This window comes from Nitrosomonas sp. (assembly GCA_031316255.1).
GTDB lineage: Bacteria > Pseudomonadota > Gammaproteobacteria > Burkholderiales > Nitrosomonadaceae > Nitrosomonas.
Genome location: JALDQW010000001.1, coordinates 1,500,274 through 1,516,014, shown reverse-complemented (window position 1 = coordinate 1,516,014; position 15,741 = coordinate 1,500,274). Strand labels below are relative to the sequence as shown.

The window sequence follows — 15,741 nt, the reverse complement described above, 5'->3', positions numbered from 1 at the left end:
TCGGAAAAAAAGCTTGATTAGCCAAAGCGGCCTGTTATGTAATCTTCTGTTTGCTTATTTTTTGGTTTGATAAATATCGTATCTGTTTCATCAAATTCAATTAACTCTCCGAGATACATATACGCTGTATAATCAGAAACGCGTGCAGCTTGTTGCATGTTATGCGTCACTATTAGAATAGTGACTTTATCTTTAAGATCTGCAATGAGCTCCTCAATACTTGCAGTTGCTATTGGATCTAATGCGGATGTCGGTTCATCAAACAATAATATCTCAGGATCAGTTGCTAATGCACGTGCTATACATAATCGTTGCTGCTGACCACCCGAAAGGTTGAATGCAAGATCATAAAGCCGGTCCTTTACTTCATCCCAAAGGGCTGCATTACGAAGCGCGTCTTCAATTTTTTCATCAAGTATTGCGCGTTGTCTTATTCCTCTTACTCTTAAACCATATGCAACATTCTCATAAATTGATTTTGGAAATGGATTGGGTTTTTGAAAAACCATGCTGATTCGCATTCGCACTTCTATCGGATCAACTTTAGGCAACAAGATGTTTACATCATCCGGATAAAGAATAATGTCTCCTTCATAACGATTTCCCGGATACAAGTCATGCATTCGATTAAAACATCTCAGAAATGTCGATTTCCCACAACCTGAGGGGCCGATTAGCGCTGTAATTTTTTTGTCATGCAGCACCATATCGATATTTTTCAATGCATTAAAAGTACCGTAATAAAAGCTCAGATTCTTTACCTCTGATTTGTACTGATTTAACTCCGTACTATTTTGCATTTCTCTACCATTTAATATTCTTACGCATGCGATAACGCAAATAAATTGCCAATCCATTCATCGTTAGTGTCATGACAACCAATACCAGTCCAGCTGCCGCTGCATTTAATTGAAACGCCTCTTCCGGTCTTGATACCCAGTTAAACATCTGTATCGGCATCACTGTAAATGGCGCAGTCAGCCATTCAAACGAAATAAAAGGAAATTCATCGGTTACAGGTGACGGTGGCAAGAAAGCTATAAACGTCAAAGCGCCAATTGTAATTATCGGCGCTGTTTCGCCAATAGCTCTGGCCAACCCAATAATAATCCCAGTTAGAATGCCAGCAGCCGAATACGGTAACAAATGATCCGAAACCGTCTGCCATTTAGTTGCGCCTAATGCGTAAGCGCCTTCACGAATTGCAATAGGTATCGCCCTGATCGCTTCACGCGTTGCAACAATAACTACCGGCAAAATCAACAAAGCCAAAGCCAGGCCAGCGGCAAGAATACTTTGCCCAAAGCCTAACTGATATACAAACAAGCCTAAAGCAAGCAATCCATATATGATTGAAGGCACGCCCGCCAAATTGGTCACATTGATTTCTATAATTTCGGTGAAAAAATTCTTTGGTGCATATTCTTCAAGATAAACGCCTGCGCCAATACCCAAGGGAACGGCAGATACTGCAGTTACTAACATCACCAATGTAGTCCCAACCCAGGCCGACAATATTCCCGCAGCTTCTGGGCGGCGAGATGGAAAAGAAGTAAAAAAATCCCAGGACAATCGCGGCATGCCATCAATCAACATCTGTGTAAATAATGCGATAAACGTCAGTATTGCAATCATTAATGCAATGATACCGGTAATCATAAACAACAAATCCCAGCGTTTATGATGTTCGATTATTTTTCTGAGCTCGCTCAGATTATTTACATTTCTCATGCGTCACATACTGAAATGATCAAATCTTAGTAAATTTCTCTGTAACGTTTACGTAACAGATGTCCAATGATGTTAAATACAAGTGTTATCAATAACAACGTCAGGCCTGCTGCAAAAATGGTCTGGTATCCTACGCTCCCATGTGGCAAATCCCCCAAACTGACCTGAACGATGTATGCAGTTATCGTTGCGGCTGGTTCCATGGGATTCCACGTCAAGTTTGGCTGCATACCTGCTGCAATTGCAACCACCATGGTTTCGCCCACCGCTCTTGAAATACCCAGAATATAAGCAGCTGCAATCCCAGAAAACGCGGCTGGCATAACTACACGAATAGCCGTCTGAAAGCGTGTAGCGCCCATTGCATAAGAGCCTTCTCTCAAATGCATTGGCACTGCCCGCATTGCATCTTCAGTCATTGAACTGACATAGGGAATGATCATAATTCCCATCACCAAGCCCGCCGACAACAAGCTGAAACCTGGCAGTTCAGGAAAAATCATTTGCAGTAACGGTGTAACAAATAGGAGGGCAAAATAGCCATATACCACCGTAGGCACCCCACCGAGTAACTCCAAAAATGGTTTTGCGACTTCACGTACAGCAAAAGGCGCAAATTCAGAAAGATATATTGCAATAATCGTACCCAAAGGCAATGCAACGCATAGCGCAACCATGGAACTAACGACAGTTCCCGATACCAACGGCAAAATTCCATAATGCGCGTCATCAAAGAGGGGAGTCCACTGTGTGTCAGTGAGAAATTCCCAAATCGAGACATGTTGAAAAAATACGACTGATTCCTTTACCAGCATCACAATGATTGCGAGCATAATAAAGACAGAGAGCATAGCAGACAGGAATAAAATCGATTCTATAAATCGTTCGTGCAAATTACGTCGGTAGCTATACCCTAGTCTACCTACATAATTTTTCTTTTTAGACAACTCTTTTGACACAAGGATTTGTTTAATAAATTCGGGTACTTTTTATTAAAAAACACTGTCCTGTAACTTTTAAAACGCCACTATCATCTTACGTTTTGTTTAAGTTAAATTGCTTAAATATACAGTGCTGTTTATATTCTGCTAAAACCGAACTTGAATATCCATCAAATTAGAATGATTAATAAGCAATTCTGGAGCATTTATTTTAACTCCAGAATTGCTACGGTTTTATGACAATAATTTAATAATCATCATCCCAGTCATCATCGTCATCATCCCAGTCATCATCTTCATCGGCCTTCAATACCATCTTGCCCTGAGCAAGACTCGCATCAAGATCCGTCATCGGGGCTTCTTCATGCACCAGGTTCTGATGACAATCTATACACGTCGCTCCCTCTGTTTCCATCTTCTTATGCGCAGCCTGTGCATCCTCTCCAGGTGGATCCGGATTCTTATGACAATCACGACACGTCACACTGTCCCATTTCTTCAGGTTCATCCGCGCATCATGCGCCATGATTAACCGACGTTCGTTAAACTTCTCCAACGTCGAGTAATCATTCACCAGCTCCAGCCATAATTCCCGCGCACCATCTACTACATGAGTATAAACCGCCAAATGAAAGTTCTTGAATCCCTGCGGTATATGACAGTCCTTACACCCAGGATTGACTCCCAATGCCCCATAGTGGGTCGATTCTCTCAGCTCGTCCTGGGTATACGTCATCGAGTGACAGCTCGTACAGAATTCTTCTGTCGATAACGCCGCCTCTCCGCCAAATACTATACCCACCAGAACGATCCCCAGTAACGCCCCCGTTAACAGGGTGCCTATCGCTCCTTTTTGTAATGCAGTCATTCAGGTCTCCTGTTAATCATCATCGTCATCGTCGTCTTCGTCGCCTTTCTCACCCTCTTGGGCGTTGGCCTGGAATTCATCGTGAAACTTGAATTTCGGTTCGCCGACAAATGCACCATCCAGTTTGTAGTGCGCATGCATCGCACTGTCGTCTTTTACCATTTTGTCAAAGTCAAACCGGTATTTCTCATCAACTTCTGGTGTGAATGGCGTATAGGGTGCTTTCGTGCCTTTCCAGCCCGAACCTTCATAGTTCAGGTGACACCCCGCACACGCTTCTTCAAAATGAAAGTCCTGACCTCTGTCCGCCAGTCGCTTGCGCTCGGTGGTCCTGCCTGTTCTTTCAAATTGCTGCCCGCCTTTTCGGTGATCGCCCCTGTATCTTTTGCCAGCACCATGGCAGGATTCACACCCTACTGCCGCCAGTTGACGTCTCGGCCGCTCTATGGTGTATCCTCCTCTCTGCTCCCAGCCATCAACATGGCAGCCTACGCAGTCTTTGTCTTTGGTGTAGTCCTTGTCTGGGTCAAGGCCTGCTTTTTCTTTCGCTTCCTTGCGCTCGCCTGCCTTCAGCGATTCCATCGCTTTGGCATGCGCTGTCTCGCGCCATGATTTACCTTGTGATTTGTGGCATGAGCTGCATTTCTGCCGCCCCTCAAAATCCGCTACCGCTGTCCCCGTGAAAAACACAAATGTCGCGAGTATAGCCAGTACGTACGTTATTGGGTGTTTCATCCTTCCTCCTTGTACTTTTCTTATTTCAAGTTCTTAAGCCGCGTATTGTACGCGATCACCCGTTTGTGTAAATGCTTATATGGATGCCGCGTGCTTTTTTTGTTCTTGTTGTTGCTTATTTTAGCTGTCTCTGTCTACGCTGTCTTTATTGTATCAATCCATCGCTTTCGTTGCCCGGAATTTTGTATACCCAGTAACCGCCCTGCTGGTATACCAGTTGCAGTGCTTCCAGTTCCATCGGCGCGTCTTTGTCTGTGAACGGCAGCATTCGCGCCAGCAGGGTTTCACTGCTTTGTGCGTCGCTCAGAAAGTAGACTCTGATTTGCGTATCGGTTATCGATTGCAGGGTATAGGTGTCAAAGTCGTTTTCCTTGAGTTGTACTTTCATGTGGTTGATCATGCCATGGATGTTGCCCGTCATTGGAAAGTTCTGGTAGGCAACGCCAATTTTATCCGGGTACATGAGACCCAGTTTATACAGGTCTGTAACATGAACGATGATGTAGGCTTCCCGGTCCGTTCCAACGAGGCTGCGAAGTTGGGCTACGCCTTCTTCCGCTTTGGCTGTCAGCGCCCGGCTAAATCGCTCGAATTGCTCCAGTTCGCTTTGGCTGGGTTTGCTTTGCCAGAACGCCTGTTCATACGCATCTATGGCGTCCATATATTCATACCAGTGCTGCGGTATGATTAAAGGTTCGTTCAGGTGGCTGGTGAACAGGGTTTCGTGTCCGCTCAACAGGTTGATCTGTTGCGAGATGTCCCACCAGGCTAAGATGAGCGCATCTTTTTCTGCGTATTGGCCAATGGCTTTGGCCAGCGCACTCAGTTCGGATGATTTCCAGTCTAATGCGTGCAGGGTTTCTTTGCTGTGGTTCTCCCATTTGACCAGCACCGGCGCTGCGCCGTCCCGTTGCGCTACTGTTGCCTGCGCTATGGGCTTTTCAACATCCGGAACGATGACGTCATACCGGCTGATTTCAAGTTCAGGCCACGCATCCAGTTCCAATTCGGGATACTGCTGCGGATTCCCTGAGGATTGCTTCTGGTACTGATACGGTGCCGCTACCGGTTCAAACCATAAGTACGCAAACCACCCCAGAAAAACCAAACCTCCCGTCACCAGGAGTATGCCTAATGACGGGAGTAGTTTATCCCCCGACCGCTTCACTTGCGTGTCGCGGCCGGTCGTCTCTGCGGGTATCAAGCTTCGCTTTGCTTACGTTTACGCCATCCTGCCAAGGCTAATGTGCCTGCCAGCAGCATGCCGCCACCTAAACCGCCCAACGAGATTTTCTCTGCTGTACCGTCCAGATCCAGTAAGCTGGTGCGTTTGCCTTCGAGTTTGGCAACACGTTCTTTTAACGCGACCATTTCCCGAATCCGGAAGTTTTCGTCTTGTACTTCAACGTACGCCCGGTTCATCGGTCCCCAGCCTTCGGTGTAGGTCCAACCGCCTGGATTGACGTGTGCAAGACCAACGTGCATTTTAGCCAGGTCGTTTTCACCCATCTCGAGCACTTTCAACTCCATCGAGGCCGGGTTGTTGTCTTGCGACCAGAATAATTGCGTGAAGATCATGAATCCCGGTTTCTCCGGTGCCGGTGGATTCGGACGGTTGGTCTTCTGTCCTGCCAGCAAACCTTCGTTGTACAGCTTCTCGACTACTGCATGTGCATCCTGGTATTTCGCCAGACCTTGCAAGGTGCCTTTGTCCATCAGATCCAGATACGAACGTGCAAAACGCTCTGAGTGACACTGAGTACAGGTTACTACCCATGCATCCAGTCTCTCTTCTGACCATTCGCTGTTGATGTTCTCTGCTATCCCAGGTACAAATGGATAGTTCGCCCAGCGAATCTTTCTCACCATGTTGTGCGCGTATTCGCCTTCAAATTCCATGTGACAGCCCGCACAGGTCGGTGCTGTCTGGCCACCTTTGCTGTATGCATCCGAGAGTTGAACTTCCCAGTTCCAGCTATTGCCCAGCATCGCTACCATCTTGCCGTGCTTGGACATGGAATACGCTTCCCAGTTGTTGTGGTCTACACCACTGTGACAGGTCGCGCAGGCTTCCGGCTTACGAGATTCCGCCGCTGAGAATTCATGACGGGTATGACAGGTGTCGCATTTGTTCTGGTTCATGTGACACATGGTACAGCCTTCGGCTACTTCACGTTGTGGCATCGCCGCCCATACCGTGGTCTCTACGTTCGCCTTGTAGTCCAGCGCATGCGATGGACGTCCATCTGGCCACTGTCCGTTCGGCCAGATCAGCGTGTCACGCTCTGATTCGCGTTCCGCAAATTCCTGCAAGTGACATTTGCCGCATACATCCGCCGTCGGCATGATCAGGTCTTTGCTGTGATCTATCTTGCCCTGCTCGTTGATCCCAGCATGGCAATCTATACAACTCACTTCCTTCAGCTGCTCGCCTTCCTTCAGGTAACCCATCGAACGCAGATTCTTCTCTACGTCTTCAAGCTTGCCTTTCTTGTAAAATGTCGGATCGCTTGGCTTTAATGCACGCACTTTGTCCAGATTCGCATGGGTACTCTTCTTCCATGCGTTGACCCATACCGGCGATTCGTCCGAGTGACATTCCACACACTCTTTACGATCCGCTTTGTCTCTCATCGAGGTCGGCGGCTCATAAAATGTCGCAGGATCCATGTATCTGCTCAACGGAATCGGCTCCCAGTAATCACCCATCGTGCCCTTGCCCGCGCCTTGCTCAGGATCCTTATAACGCTTCACCAATGCTTCATGCAACTCCTTCGGACTCGCACCTCTGTCTATACCCAGTGCTTCATACGTCACGTCAGGAACACTTGGTATCGCCTGTACCGCACCCGCCAGCGCAAATGCACTTACAAACATGACCAATCTTAGCCATACCTTGGAAATCATCTCTCTCTCCTTTGTCTTTCTGTTATTTCCAGTTTTATTTTTACTTCTTTCTTCTTCTCTTCAGTGCAACAATTGCGCTTCCAAATACCCAACATACCTCGCGCATACCTCCCAATCCCACGCATAAATATGCAAATTCCCTTCCAGTATCCGAACCCCAATTCAACGCACTTGCCCTACCTTCCTTCGCTCCCCTAGACTACTCAGTCACCTTAACACTGTCAAGAAGTTTGTGCGTACCCTTTCACCCATAAGCGGGAACAAAGCAAGCTTGCCACTTACTGCAATCAAAAAATTACGATTTGCTTTCTTCCTCAGCTTTTTTACGACGCATGAAAAAGAATGCGGCACCACCGATTATGACTGCAACCAATCCAATTTCTATTACGCCAAAACCGCCTCCGTGTCCGCCATGACCGCCACCACTGCCACCAATAGCAAACGGCACTCGCCCAGCTACGACCACATTACCTGCCTCATCCTTTCTTTCTAACAAAATCTCATAATTACCTCTTTTCAGATCAGCAGAAACAACAATGATGCCCGATGGGTGTTTCATATATGGAATGTAATTAATACCGTGTTCTGCTGCACTCGGATCAACTCCTCCCGGACCATCATGCTCCATGACATGATCTTCATGATCGTGCATGTCATGACCCGCGTGATCTACATCGTCTTTTTTGCTCGCAGCACTATCAGATGACGCTGTTTTTTTTGCATGTCCACCATGACCACCATGCCCTCCATGACCAGCCTCCACCAGACGTACGGCAAGTGGTATCTCGCGTGAATCCCAATCCGAGAGCTCTACGGTTAATTGCACCTTACCGGGAGTTGGAATATTTTTGCAGAAAGAATGGAGCGGCGGAATGTCGCCTTCAGGCACTTCATAACCACTAAACGCTATAGGAAATTCACCACCTTTGATTTCACAGCCGCCGGCATCATGATGTCCTTCGTGAGCAAGCATTAACTGCGCATGTGCAGGCAGCGCCAACGTCGCAATTAGAACAGCACCGCCCAATTTTGTTACCCATCCACTTATTTCCTTCATATTCTCTCCAATTTTTTCAATGATCACTTCTTCTTTTACTTTTTTGTTTTACGCTCAGCAATGCTGCTCGAATAACTCATTTTGGAATTGTATAACAAAAATTTCAGAATATTAAACCGAATTCGCCGGATTCCTTTTTATTTCCATATAATGAATTAACATTCCATTTGCAAACAAAGCTGGCACTTCCATCACCTCAACCGATTCAGTATTTTATTTAAACGCGCAAAGCAAAACCGCCAATTCATTTAGTAACGTTTTAAAAACTTACCAAACCAATCAGCGGTCTTCTCTTAGCGGGGTCACGATCAACATGAATAACCCGCATAATCGACTACGTTTTCTTCACGCGCATAAACTACAAACGCGCTTCATGTTTCATTACTTCTTCTATGTTAACCCCGACTTCTGATTCACCGCTAAATACCGTACCCAATTTGTTGTTTTTCATGTTCTCCAAATTCTGGATATACACGGTAGACGATAGTGGAAAATATTTGACTTCGGTTACCAGTGCAGCCGCATTTTCCATAAAAAATTTCACAAAATCCTGTATCTCTGGCTTGCTGGTTGACCGGGCATTAATATAAACAAAAACAGGTCTCGATAATGGTTGATAACTGCCATTTTCCACAGTTTCGGCAGATGGGATTACACCGCCGTTACCGCTATCAACTGCAACTGCAGTAATTTTGTTTTTATTCTCAATATAATAAGCAAACCCGAAGAAGCCTAGCGCATACATGTCACTGGCAACGCCTTGCACTAAGACATTGTCATCTTCAGAAGCTGTAAAATCACCCCGGCTTGATTTTGCCCTACCGACCACAGCTTCAGTAAAATACTCAAAGGTACCCGAGTCCGCGCCCGGGCCAAAAAGTTTAACATTTCTATCCGGCCACGAAGAGTTGACCTGATTCCAGTTCATAATCTTTCCTTGGGCCTCTGGTTCCCAGAATTGCTTGAGCTCATCCACGGTCATGGTTTTACTCCAAGTATTTCTTGGGTTAATGACTACCGTTAACGCATCAATAGCAATCGGCATTTCTATATATTGCACGCCAGCCTTCTTACAGGCCTCCATTTCCAGTTGTGTAATAGGCCGAGAGGCATTAACGACATCCAGTTCACCTCGACAAAATTTCTTAAAACCTCCGCCAGTTCCTGAAATTCCAACAGTAACCCGCACGGCACCCCGCTTGGCGATTTGAAAATCCTCTGCTACTGCTTCAATAATCGGATATACCGTACTAGAACCATCAATTCTGACTATTGGACTCGCACTTACATTCACACTCAACAGAAAACAACATGAAACCAGTATGACGATAAGCCCTTTCAAACGCATTAAACTCAACATCCATGTGCTCCAAATTAAAAATTTTAGCAAAATGTATATAATTTTTTCTTGTTATCTAAGAATCAAATTGTATGACAGTATTATTACAATTTCGTGACAAGCAACTTTAATTATGTGCCTGAGCTCGCCTCTATCAATCAATCTGATTACATTTTTTTTGCACTGCAACCGCAATCTCTTCAGCCCAGTGTTTCACTTTCTGATCAGATTCTCCTTCCACCATAACACGTATCACAGGTTCGGTTCCGGAAGCACGCAACAAAACACGTCCTTGGGTATTCAAATCGGCTTCTGCTGCTTTAACCATAGCCTGGATTTCCTGTTGATTCTCGACATCAAATGGTTTCGCCACTTTAACATTGATGAGGTAATTCGGATAAAGCGTAATTTCCTTCAAAGCCTCAGCCAGGGTAAGTTCCCTGTCCCGAAGCGCATATAAGACCTGCAACGCTGAAATTATTCCATCACCCGTAGTATGTTTATCCATGCAGATAATATGTCCGGAGCTTTCCCCACCGATATACCAATTTTTTTCGCGCAAAAGCGTCATCACATGGCGATCCCCAACCTTTGCCCTAAGAAACGGAACGCTCAGATTCTTGAGTCGATTTTCTATTGCCATATTTGTCATCAATGTGCCGACAACACCGCCTCTCATCAACCCAGCCTGGCGACGATGTTGCGTAATGACATAAATCAACTGATCTCCATCGTATAACACCCCTTTATCATCAACCATCATGACCCGATCGCCATCGCCATCGAGCGCGATACCTAGATCAGCGCGGTTCAATTTAACCGCTTCTTGTAAAGTTGAACAATGCGTTGCCCCGCACTCAAGATTGATGTTTAAACCATTAGGCTTGTCGCCGATTGTCACCACATCGGCTCCAAGTTCATGAAACACATGGCCAGCAATGTTGTATGTCGCACCATTCGCACAGTCAACCACGATTCTTAAACCTCTCAAATCAAGATGGTAGGGAAAAGTACTTTTACAGAATTCAATATACCGCCCACTGGCATCTTTAAGTCGTTGCACTTTACCCAACTGCGCGGAAGGCATTGTTTTTATCGGCGAGTTGATTTCTGCCTCAATCTGTTGCTCAATTTCATCCGGCAGCTTTGTTCCCTCAGCAGAAAAGAATTTAACGCCATTATCTTCAAACAGATTATGCGATGCCGAAATAACAATCCCGGCTTGTAATCTTAGCGCACGAATCAAATAGGCAATTGCTGATGTCGGCATCGGACCGGACAGCAGCACATCCACCCCTGCGGCTGACAGGCCCGCTTCCAGCGCTGACTCCAGCATATAACCCGACACACGCGTATCTTTACCAATTAATACTGCGGGACGCTCACCTGCGGCCAGATGCCAGTCTTTGGCAGCCAGCACCTTACCTGCGGAATAACCCAAATTTAGAATACGATCTGGCGTAATTGGGTCTTCTCCAACGCGCCCCCGAATACCGTCTGTTCCAAATAATTTTTTAATCAATGGCTTAAATATTTATTAGTGATTGAAAAAAAGATATCGATTTATGCTGATACTTTAGTGTTATGACTGCTCATGATTATTTGCAGCTTGCACAGCAGAATAAAAAGTCAAAGCATCCTTTGTTGCCTTTACATCATGTACACGCACAATTCTCGCGCCATTGGCGACCGCAATTAACGCCGCTGCAATACTTTCATGAATACGCTGACCGACTGCATTACCCGTAATTGCGCCCAACATTGATTTTCGTGACAACCCAACCAAAATAGGCACATTCAATTCCGTTAATTTTTTCAAGTCGTTTAGAAGCGCAAGATTATGGTGCAATTTTTTTCCAAAACCAAAACCAGGATCAATAAGCAGGCGTTGCCGGGAAATACCCAGTGCAGCCGTTGCCTGAATACGCGCCTGCAAGAACTCATAGACATTGTTAACAATGTTGGAGTATTGCGGGTTTATTTGCATATTAGCAGGACTGCCTTGCATATGCATCAAGCAAAATAGTACCCGATCATCTGCCGCAACCACTTCTAATGCGCCGGGCTCACGTAACGCATTGACATCATTAATAATATCAACACCAACAGCAATTGCCTGTCGCATCACTTCAGGTTTGGACGTATCCACTGAAACCAATACATCCTCATCCACCAATGCTTCAAGAATTGGCATAACACGTTTCAATTCCTCATCAACGCTGACAGCAGAACTGCCCGGACGGGTTGACTCGCCACCAATATCGAGGATATCCGCACCTTCCTCAATCAGCTTTCTGGCATGGTCAATGGCATCGTCTATTGAAAAATACAGACCCCCATCCGAGAATGAATCCGGTGTTACATTGACAACCCCCATAACAAGTGGCTTTTTGGAAGTATGAATAGGATGGGAAACGCTCAATGCCATTATTAGGATATCGAAAACAAATGAAAACGGGATACGATCTATTAATCGTACCCCGCCCAAATAACCCCGTCGAGAATTAATTAAAACGCACTATTCAGCACTCTCCTTGGCAACGCCTTGTGGTGGCGTATCTGCTTCACCTGTATCTTCTTCTGTGGAAGCTGCTTCTTCTGCAGCTGGCCCTTCCATAGACTGAGGCGGTTTAGGCGCACGCGGAGGACGTCCTTCCATAATATCTTTGATCTGATTGCTGTCAATGGTTTCCCATTCCAGTAAGGCCTGTGTCATGGCTTCAATCTTATCCTTGTTTTCCTCAATCAATTTTCGTGCAAGCGCATACTGTTCGTCCACAATCCGACGAATCTCAGCGTCGACCTTTTGCATGGTTGCTTCACTCATGTTCTTATGGGTAGTAACAGATCGACCGAGAAAAACTTCCCCTTCATTCTCACCGTACACCATAGGGCCAAGCGAATCAGTCATACCCCATTGAGTAACCATCTGACGCGCCAGTTCAGTTGCACGCTCAAAGTCATTTGAAGCGCCTGTTGTCATTTGATGCATAAATACTTCTTCAGCAATACGCCCGCCAAACATAACCGACAGTCTTTGCAAGATTTCCTCTTTTTCCATGCTGAAACGATCTTCGGTTGGCAGTTGCATTGTGACACCCAATGCACGCCCTCTTGGGATAATCGTTACTTTATGCACCGGATCCGTTTTAGGCAAAAGATATGCTACAACCGCATGCCCCGATTCATGGTAGGCCGTGTTCTTGCGCTCATGCTCAGGCATGACTACGGATCTCCTTTCGGCACCCATAAATATCTTGTCTTTGGCGTTCTCGAAGTCTTCCATATCCACCAGGCGTTTGTTTTTACGTGCTGCAAATAAAGCCGCTTCGTTAACCAAATTGGCCAGATCAGCACCTGACATACCCGGTGTTCCACGTGCCAGAACGTCAGCTTTCACATCAGGAGCCAGCGGGACTTTGCGCATATGCACATTGAGAATCTGCTCACGTCCACGTATATCGGGCAATGGAACGGTCACCTGCCTGTCAAAGCGTCCAGGACGCAACAATGCAGGATCAAGCACATCAGGCCGGTTGGTTGCTGCAATCACGATAACGCCCAGCGCACCTTCAAAACCGTCCATTTCCACAAGCAATTGATTGAGCGTCTGTTCGCGTTCATCGTTACCGCCACCCAATCCTGCACCACGCTGTCGACCAACCGCATCAATTTCATCGATAAAAATGATGCATGGCGCATGCTTTTTGGCTTGTTCAAACATATCACGGACTCTAGATGCACCCACACCGACAAACATTTCCACAAAATCCGAACCGGAAATACTGAAGAAAGGAACCTGCGCTTCCCCCGCAATCGCGCGCGCCAATAGTGTTTTACCCGTACCCGGGCTGCCCACCATCAACACACCACGAGGAATACGCCCCCCCAGTTTTTGAAACTTGGTAGGGTCGCGCAGAAACTCAACAAGCTCCGCAACTTCTTCCTTGGCTTCCTCGCACCCGGCGACATCATTGAATGTCACTGGATTCTGAGATTTGTCCAACATACGGGCCTTGCTTTTACCAAATGAGAATGCGCCGCCATTACGACCACCGCCCTGCATTTGGCGCATGAAAAAAATCCATACTGCGATCAGCAGCAACATTGGGAACCATGAAATGAAAATACTCATTAACATTGATGGTTCTTCTTCAGGCTTTGCTTCTATCACAACACCTGCTTTTAGCAAATCGCTAACCAGCCATGGATCTGATGGCGCAAAAGTTGTAAAACGCGCGCCATCTGTATTGGTTCCCCTCAAGGTGCGGCCATCAATCACTACCTTTGCAATACGGCCACGATTTAAATCAGAAATAAACTGCGAGTAATCAATCGGCACCTGCGCTTGCTGTCGCACACTGAATTGGTTAAATACCGTCATCAAAATGAGTGCAATAACAAGCCAAATGGCCATATTTTTAATCAAATTATTCAAAATAGCTCCTTGGTTTGCACCTTTTAAAATTTTATCTAGTCTTTTTACACCAAACGGCTCAAATTTCCAACTTTCGGTTTTAATTAAAACCGAATGGCAACATCAAATATAGATTAATAATTATATAAATTAAGTTCGTGTTATCAATATTTATTTATTCAGACAATTTGTTTTTTAATTCTGCTTAAATTAACGTTTCTTTTCAAGTCCTAACAAATAAACTTCAGAACTGCGATCACGAGAAGCCTTCGGTTTCCGTATCATAACCTTATTAAATCCATCGCGCATTTCCCGTAAAAATTGATCGAAATCACTGCCTTGAAAAATTTTGACCAAAAAACTTCCACCGTAGTTCAGTTTTCTCATCGCAAAATCCAAAGCCAACTCCGCCAGATACATACTGCGCGCCTGATCACATACACCGATACCACTTATATTGGGCGCCATATCCGAAAGAACAAGATCCGGCTTACTTCCTGCCAGTATCTGATCCAACTCAATGATAGCACTTTCTTCTTGAAAATTATCCTGTACAAAAGTCACACCCGGTAATGGCTGCATTTCCAGCATATCCAGAGCAATCACTTTACCTTTGCATCCCACCTTATGCAAAGCAACCTGGGACCAGCTCCCCGGTGCCGCACCGAGATCAATAATCACCATTCCTTCTTTAAACAAATGATCGCGCTCATCAATTTCAAGTAATTTGTAAGCAGCACGTGAGCGAAAACCTTCTTTATTGGCTAACTTTACATAGATATCGTTAACATGTTCATGCATCCATGCATTGCTGGTTTTAGTACGCCTCATCGAGTAAAATCAGATATTTTGAGTAAGACTCATGTTAACTTTGAATGTTGTACAACGTCGCCAGTTAGCTGCTCAAGGGCATGCGCTGAATCCTGTAGTAATTATCGGTAAAGCCGGGCTCACAGATAGCGTTCTGGAAGAGCTCGATCGTGGGTTGCTAAGCCATGAATTAATTAAAGTTAAAGTACATCTAGACGACCGCAATGAAAGAAAATTAGTACTCGAAAAAATCTGCAAAGCACTTAATGCCGCACCTATCCAGCATATCGGCAAGACTTTTGTTATTTACCGGCCCGCTCCTGAAGAAAACAAGCAGAAGAAAACGGTTAAAAAACAAAAACGCGAACCGCGTCGTACCAAACGCAGTTATCAAGACTGATAATTTATTCAGAAATCAAATATATTTAACACTTAGGATTTCATACTCCCGAATACCACCTGGCGCCTGAACTTCTGCGATATCACCTTCATATTTACCGATCAAAGCGCGCGCGGTCGGCGAACTGATCGAGATTTTCCCATCCTTGATATCGGCCTCATCGTCACCAACGATCTGATAGGTCACGCTCTGACCATTTTGCAAATCTTCAAGCTCAACGGTTGCGCCAAAAACACAAGCACCATCCGCATTGATGAGCGCCGGATCGATAATTTGCGCACTGGACAGCTTGCTTTCCAGATCCGCAATTCGCCCTTCAATAAAGCCTTGTTTCTCCTTGGCAGCATCATATTCGGCATTTTCAGAAAGATCGCCATGTGCGCGGGCTTCTGCAATTGCCTCAATAACAGCAGGGCGATGCACCGTTTTCATCTCATGTAATTCCTTACGAAGCGCTTCTGCGCCCGCCACAGTTAAAGGAATCGTAACCATTATTGCTATTTATCCTTCTTTATTCTTCAAATTTATCGATTCAC

General features: G+C 45.6%; 15 protein-coding genes. 1 reads left to right on the top strand and 14 read right to left on the bottom strand.

The features are described from left to right. Positions 1–17: 17 nt before the first annotated feature. From pstB to MRK00_06780, 13 genes are all read right to left on the bottom strand, one after another. On the bottom strand, positions 18–800 hold the full coding sequence (gene pstB, locus MRK00_06840) for a phosphate ABC transporter ATP-binding protein PstB (GenBank protein ID MDR4517087.1): 783 nt from the start codon (positions 798–800) through the stop codon (positions 18–20). A gap of 4 nt (positions 801–804) precedes the next feature. Beyond that, positions 805–1,731, bottom strand: coding sequence for a phosphate ABC transporter permease PstA (gene pstA / locus MRK00_06835; protein MDR4517086.1), 927 nt, complete (start codon positions 1,729–1,731; stop codon positions 805–807). 26 nt (positions 1,732–1,757) lie between these two features. Further along, entirely contained in the window at positions 1,758–2,690 is a 933-nt protein-coding gene (pstC, locus tag MRK00_06830) for a phosphate ABC transporter permease subunit PstC (protein MDR4517085.1), read from the bottom strand. A 229-nt stretch (positions 2,691–2,919) separates the two neighbouring features. After that, the gene (locus MRK00_06825) at positions 2,920–3,540 is read right to left on the bottom strand and encodes a NapC/NirT family cytochrome c (GenBank protein ID MDR4517084.1); all 621 of its coding nucleotides are present in this window, start codon (positions 3,538–3,540) and stop codon (positions 2,920–2,922) included. Between the two features lie 12 nt (positions 3,541–3,552). After that, positions 3,553–4,275: a cytochrome c family protein gene (locus MRK00_06820; protein ID MDR4517083.1), complete on the bottom strand. Its 723-nt coding sequence runs from the start codon at positions 4,273–4,275 to the stop codon at positions 3,553–3,555. A gap of 145 nt (positions 4,276–4,420) precedes the next feature. Continuing rightward, on the bottom strand, positions 4,421–5,479 hold the full coding sequence (gene haoB, locus MRK00_06815; GenBank protein MDR4517082.1) for a hydroxylamine oxidation protein HaoB: 1,059 nt from the start codon (positions 5,477–5,479) through the stop codon (positions 4,421–4,423). Then, complete coding sequence (locus MRK00_06810; GenBank protein ID MDR4517081.1) at positions 5,476–7,182, bottom strand: hydroxylamine reductase; 1,707 nt, start codon at positions 7,180–7,182, stop codon at positions 5,476–5,478. The genes haoB and MRK00_06810 overlap by 4 nt, the downstream gene beginning before the upstream one ends. 295 nt (positions 7,183–7,477) lie before the next feature. Further along, the gene (locus MRK00_06805; GenBank protein MDR4517080.1) at positions 7,478–8,239 is read right to left on the bottom strand and encodes a hypothetical protein; all 762 of its coding nucleotides are present in this window, start codon (positions 8,237–8,239) and stop codon (positions 7,478–7,480) included. 358 nt (positions 8,240–8,597) lie between these two features. Then, entirely contained in the window at positions 8,598–9,599 is a 1,002-nt protein-coding gene (locus MRK00_06800) for a PstS family phosphate ABC transporter substrate-binding protein (protein MDR4517079.1), read from the bottom strand. 133 nt (positions 9,600–9,732) lie between these two features. Then, the gene (gene glmM / locus MRK00_06795) at positions 9,733–11,100 is read right to left on the bottom strand and encodes a phosphoglucosamine mutase (protein MDR4517078.1); all 1,368 of its coding nucleotides are present in this window, start codon (positions 11,098–11,100) and stop codon (positions 9,733–9,735) included. Between the two features lie 60 nt (positions 11,101–11,160). After that, the gene (gene folP / locus MRK00_06790; protein MDR4517077.1) at positions 11,161–11,955 is read right to left on the bottom strand and encodes a dihydropteroate synthase; all 795 of its coding nucleotides are present in this window, start codon (positions 11,953–11,955) and stop codon (positions 11,161–11,163) included. Positions 11,956–12,096: 141 nt separating this feature from the next. Further along, complete coding sequence (gene ftsH / locus MRK00_06785; GenBank protein MDR4517076.1) at positions 12,097–13,995, bottom strand: ATP-dependent zinc metalloprotease FtsH; 1,899 nt, start codon at positions 13,993–13,995, stop codon at positions 12,097–12,099. Between the two features lie 210 nt (positions 13,996–14,205). Beyond that, the gene (locus MRK00_06780; protein MDR4517075.1) at positions 14,206–14,826 is read right to left on the bottom strand and encodes an RlmE family RNA methyltransferase; all 621 of its coding nucleotides are present in this window, start codon (positions 14,824–14,826) and stop codon (positions 14,206–14,208) included. A 31-nt stretch (positions 14,827–14,857) separates the two neighbouring features. Here MRK00_06780 and yhbY point away from each other — a divergent pair, with 31 nt between their 5' ends. Continuing rightward, positions 14,858–15,205, top strand: a complete 348-nt coding sequence (yhbY, locus tag MRK00_06775; protein ID MDR4517074.1) for a ribosome assembly RNA-binding protein YhbY — start codon at positions 14,858–14,860, stop codon at positions 15,203–15,205. 15 nt (positions 15,206–15,220) lie between these two features. Here the strand turns inward: yhbY and greA are convergent, their stop codons facing one another. Continuing rightward, entirely contained in the window at positions 15,221–15,697 is a 477-nt protein-coding gene (gene greA, locus MRK00_06770) for a transcription elongation factor GreA (GenBank protein MDR4517073.1), read from the bottom strand. Positions 15,698–15,741 lie beyond the last annotated feature (44 nt).

Coding starts and splice junctions, on each gene's coding strand:
- pstB (MDR4517087.1), bottom strand. CDS start 800: ATGCAAAATAGTACGGAGTTAAATCAGTACAAATCAGAGGTAAAGAAT.
- pstA (MDR4517086.1), bottom strand. CDS start 1,731: ATGAGAAATGTAAATAATCTGAGCGAGCTCAGAAAAATAATCGAACAT.
- MRK00_06825 (MDR4517084.1), bottom strand. CDS start 3,540: ATGACTGCATTACAAAAAGGAGCGATAGGCACCCTGTTAACGGGGGCG.
- MRK00_06820 (MDR4517083.1), bottom strand. CDS start 4,275: ATGAAACACCCAATAACGTACGTACTGGCTATACTCGCGACATTTGTG.
- MRK00_06810 (MDR4517081.1), bottom strand. CDS start 7,182: ATGATTTCCAAGGTATGGCTAAGATTGGTCATGTTTGTAAGTGCATTT.
- MRK00_06805 (MDR4517080.1), bottom strand. CDS start 8,239: ATGAAGGAAATAAGTGGATGGGTAACAAAATTGGGCGGTGCTGTTCTA.
- MRK00_06800 (MDR4517079.1), bottom strand. CDS start 9,599: ATGTTGAGTTTAATGCGTTTGAAAGGGCTTATCGTCATACTGGTTTCA.
- folP (MDR4517077.1), bottom strand. CDS start 11,955: ATGGGGGTTGTCAATGTAACACCGGATTCATTCTCGGATGGGGGTCTG.
- ftsH (MDR4517076.1), bottom strand. CDS start 13,995: ATGGCCATTTGGCTTGTTATTGCACTCATTTTGATGACGGTATTTAAC.
- MRK00_06780 (MDR4517075.1), bottom strand. CDS start 14,826: ATGAGGCGTACTAAAACCAGCAATGCATGGATGCATGAACATGTTAAC.
- yhbY (MDR4517074.1), top strand. CDS start 14,858: ATGTTAACTTTGAATGTTGTACAACGTCGCCAGTTAGCTGCTCAAGGG.
- greA (MDR4517073.1), bottom strand. CDS start 15,697: ATGGTTACGATTCCTTTAACTGTGGCGGGCGCAGAAGCGCTTCGTAAG.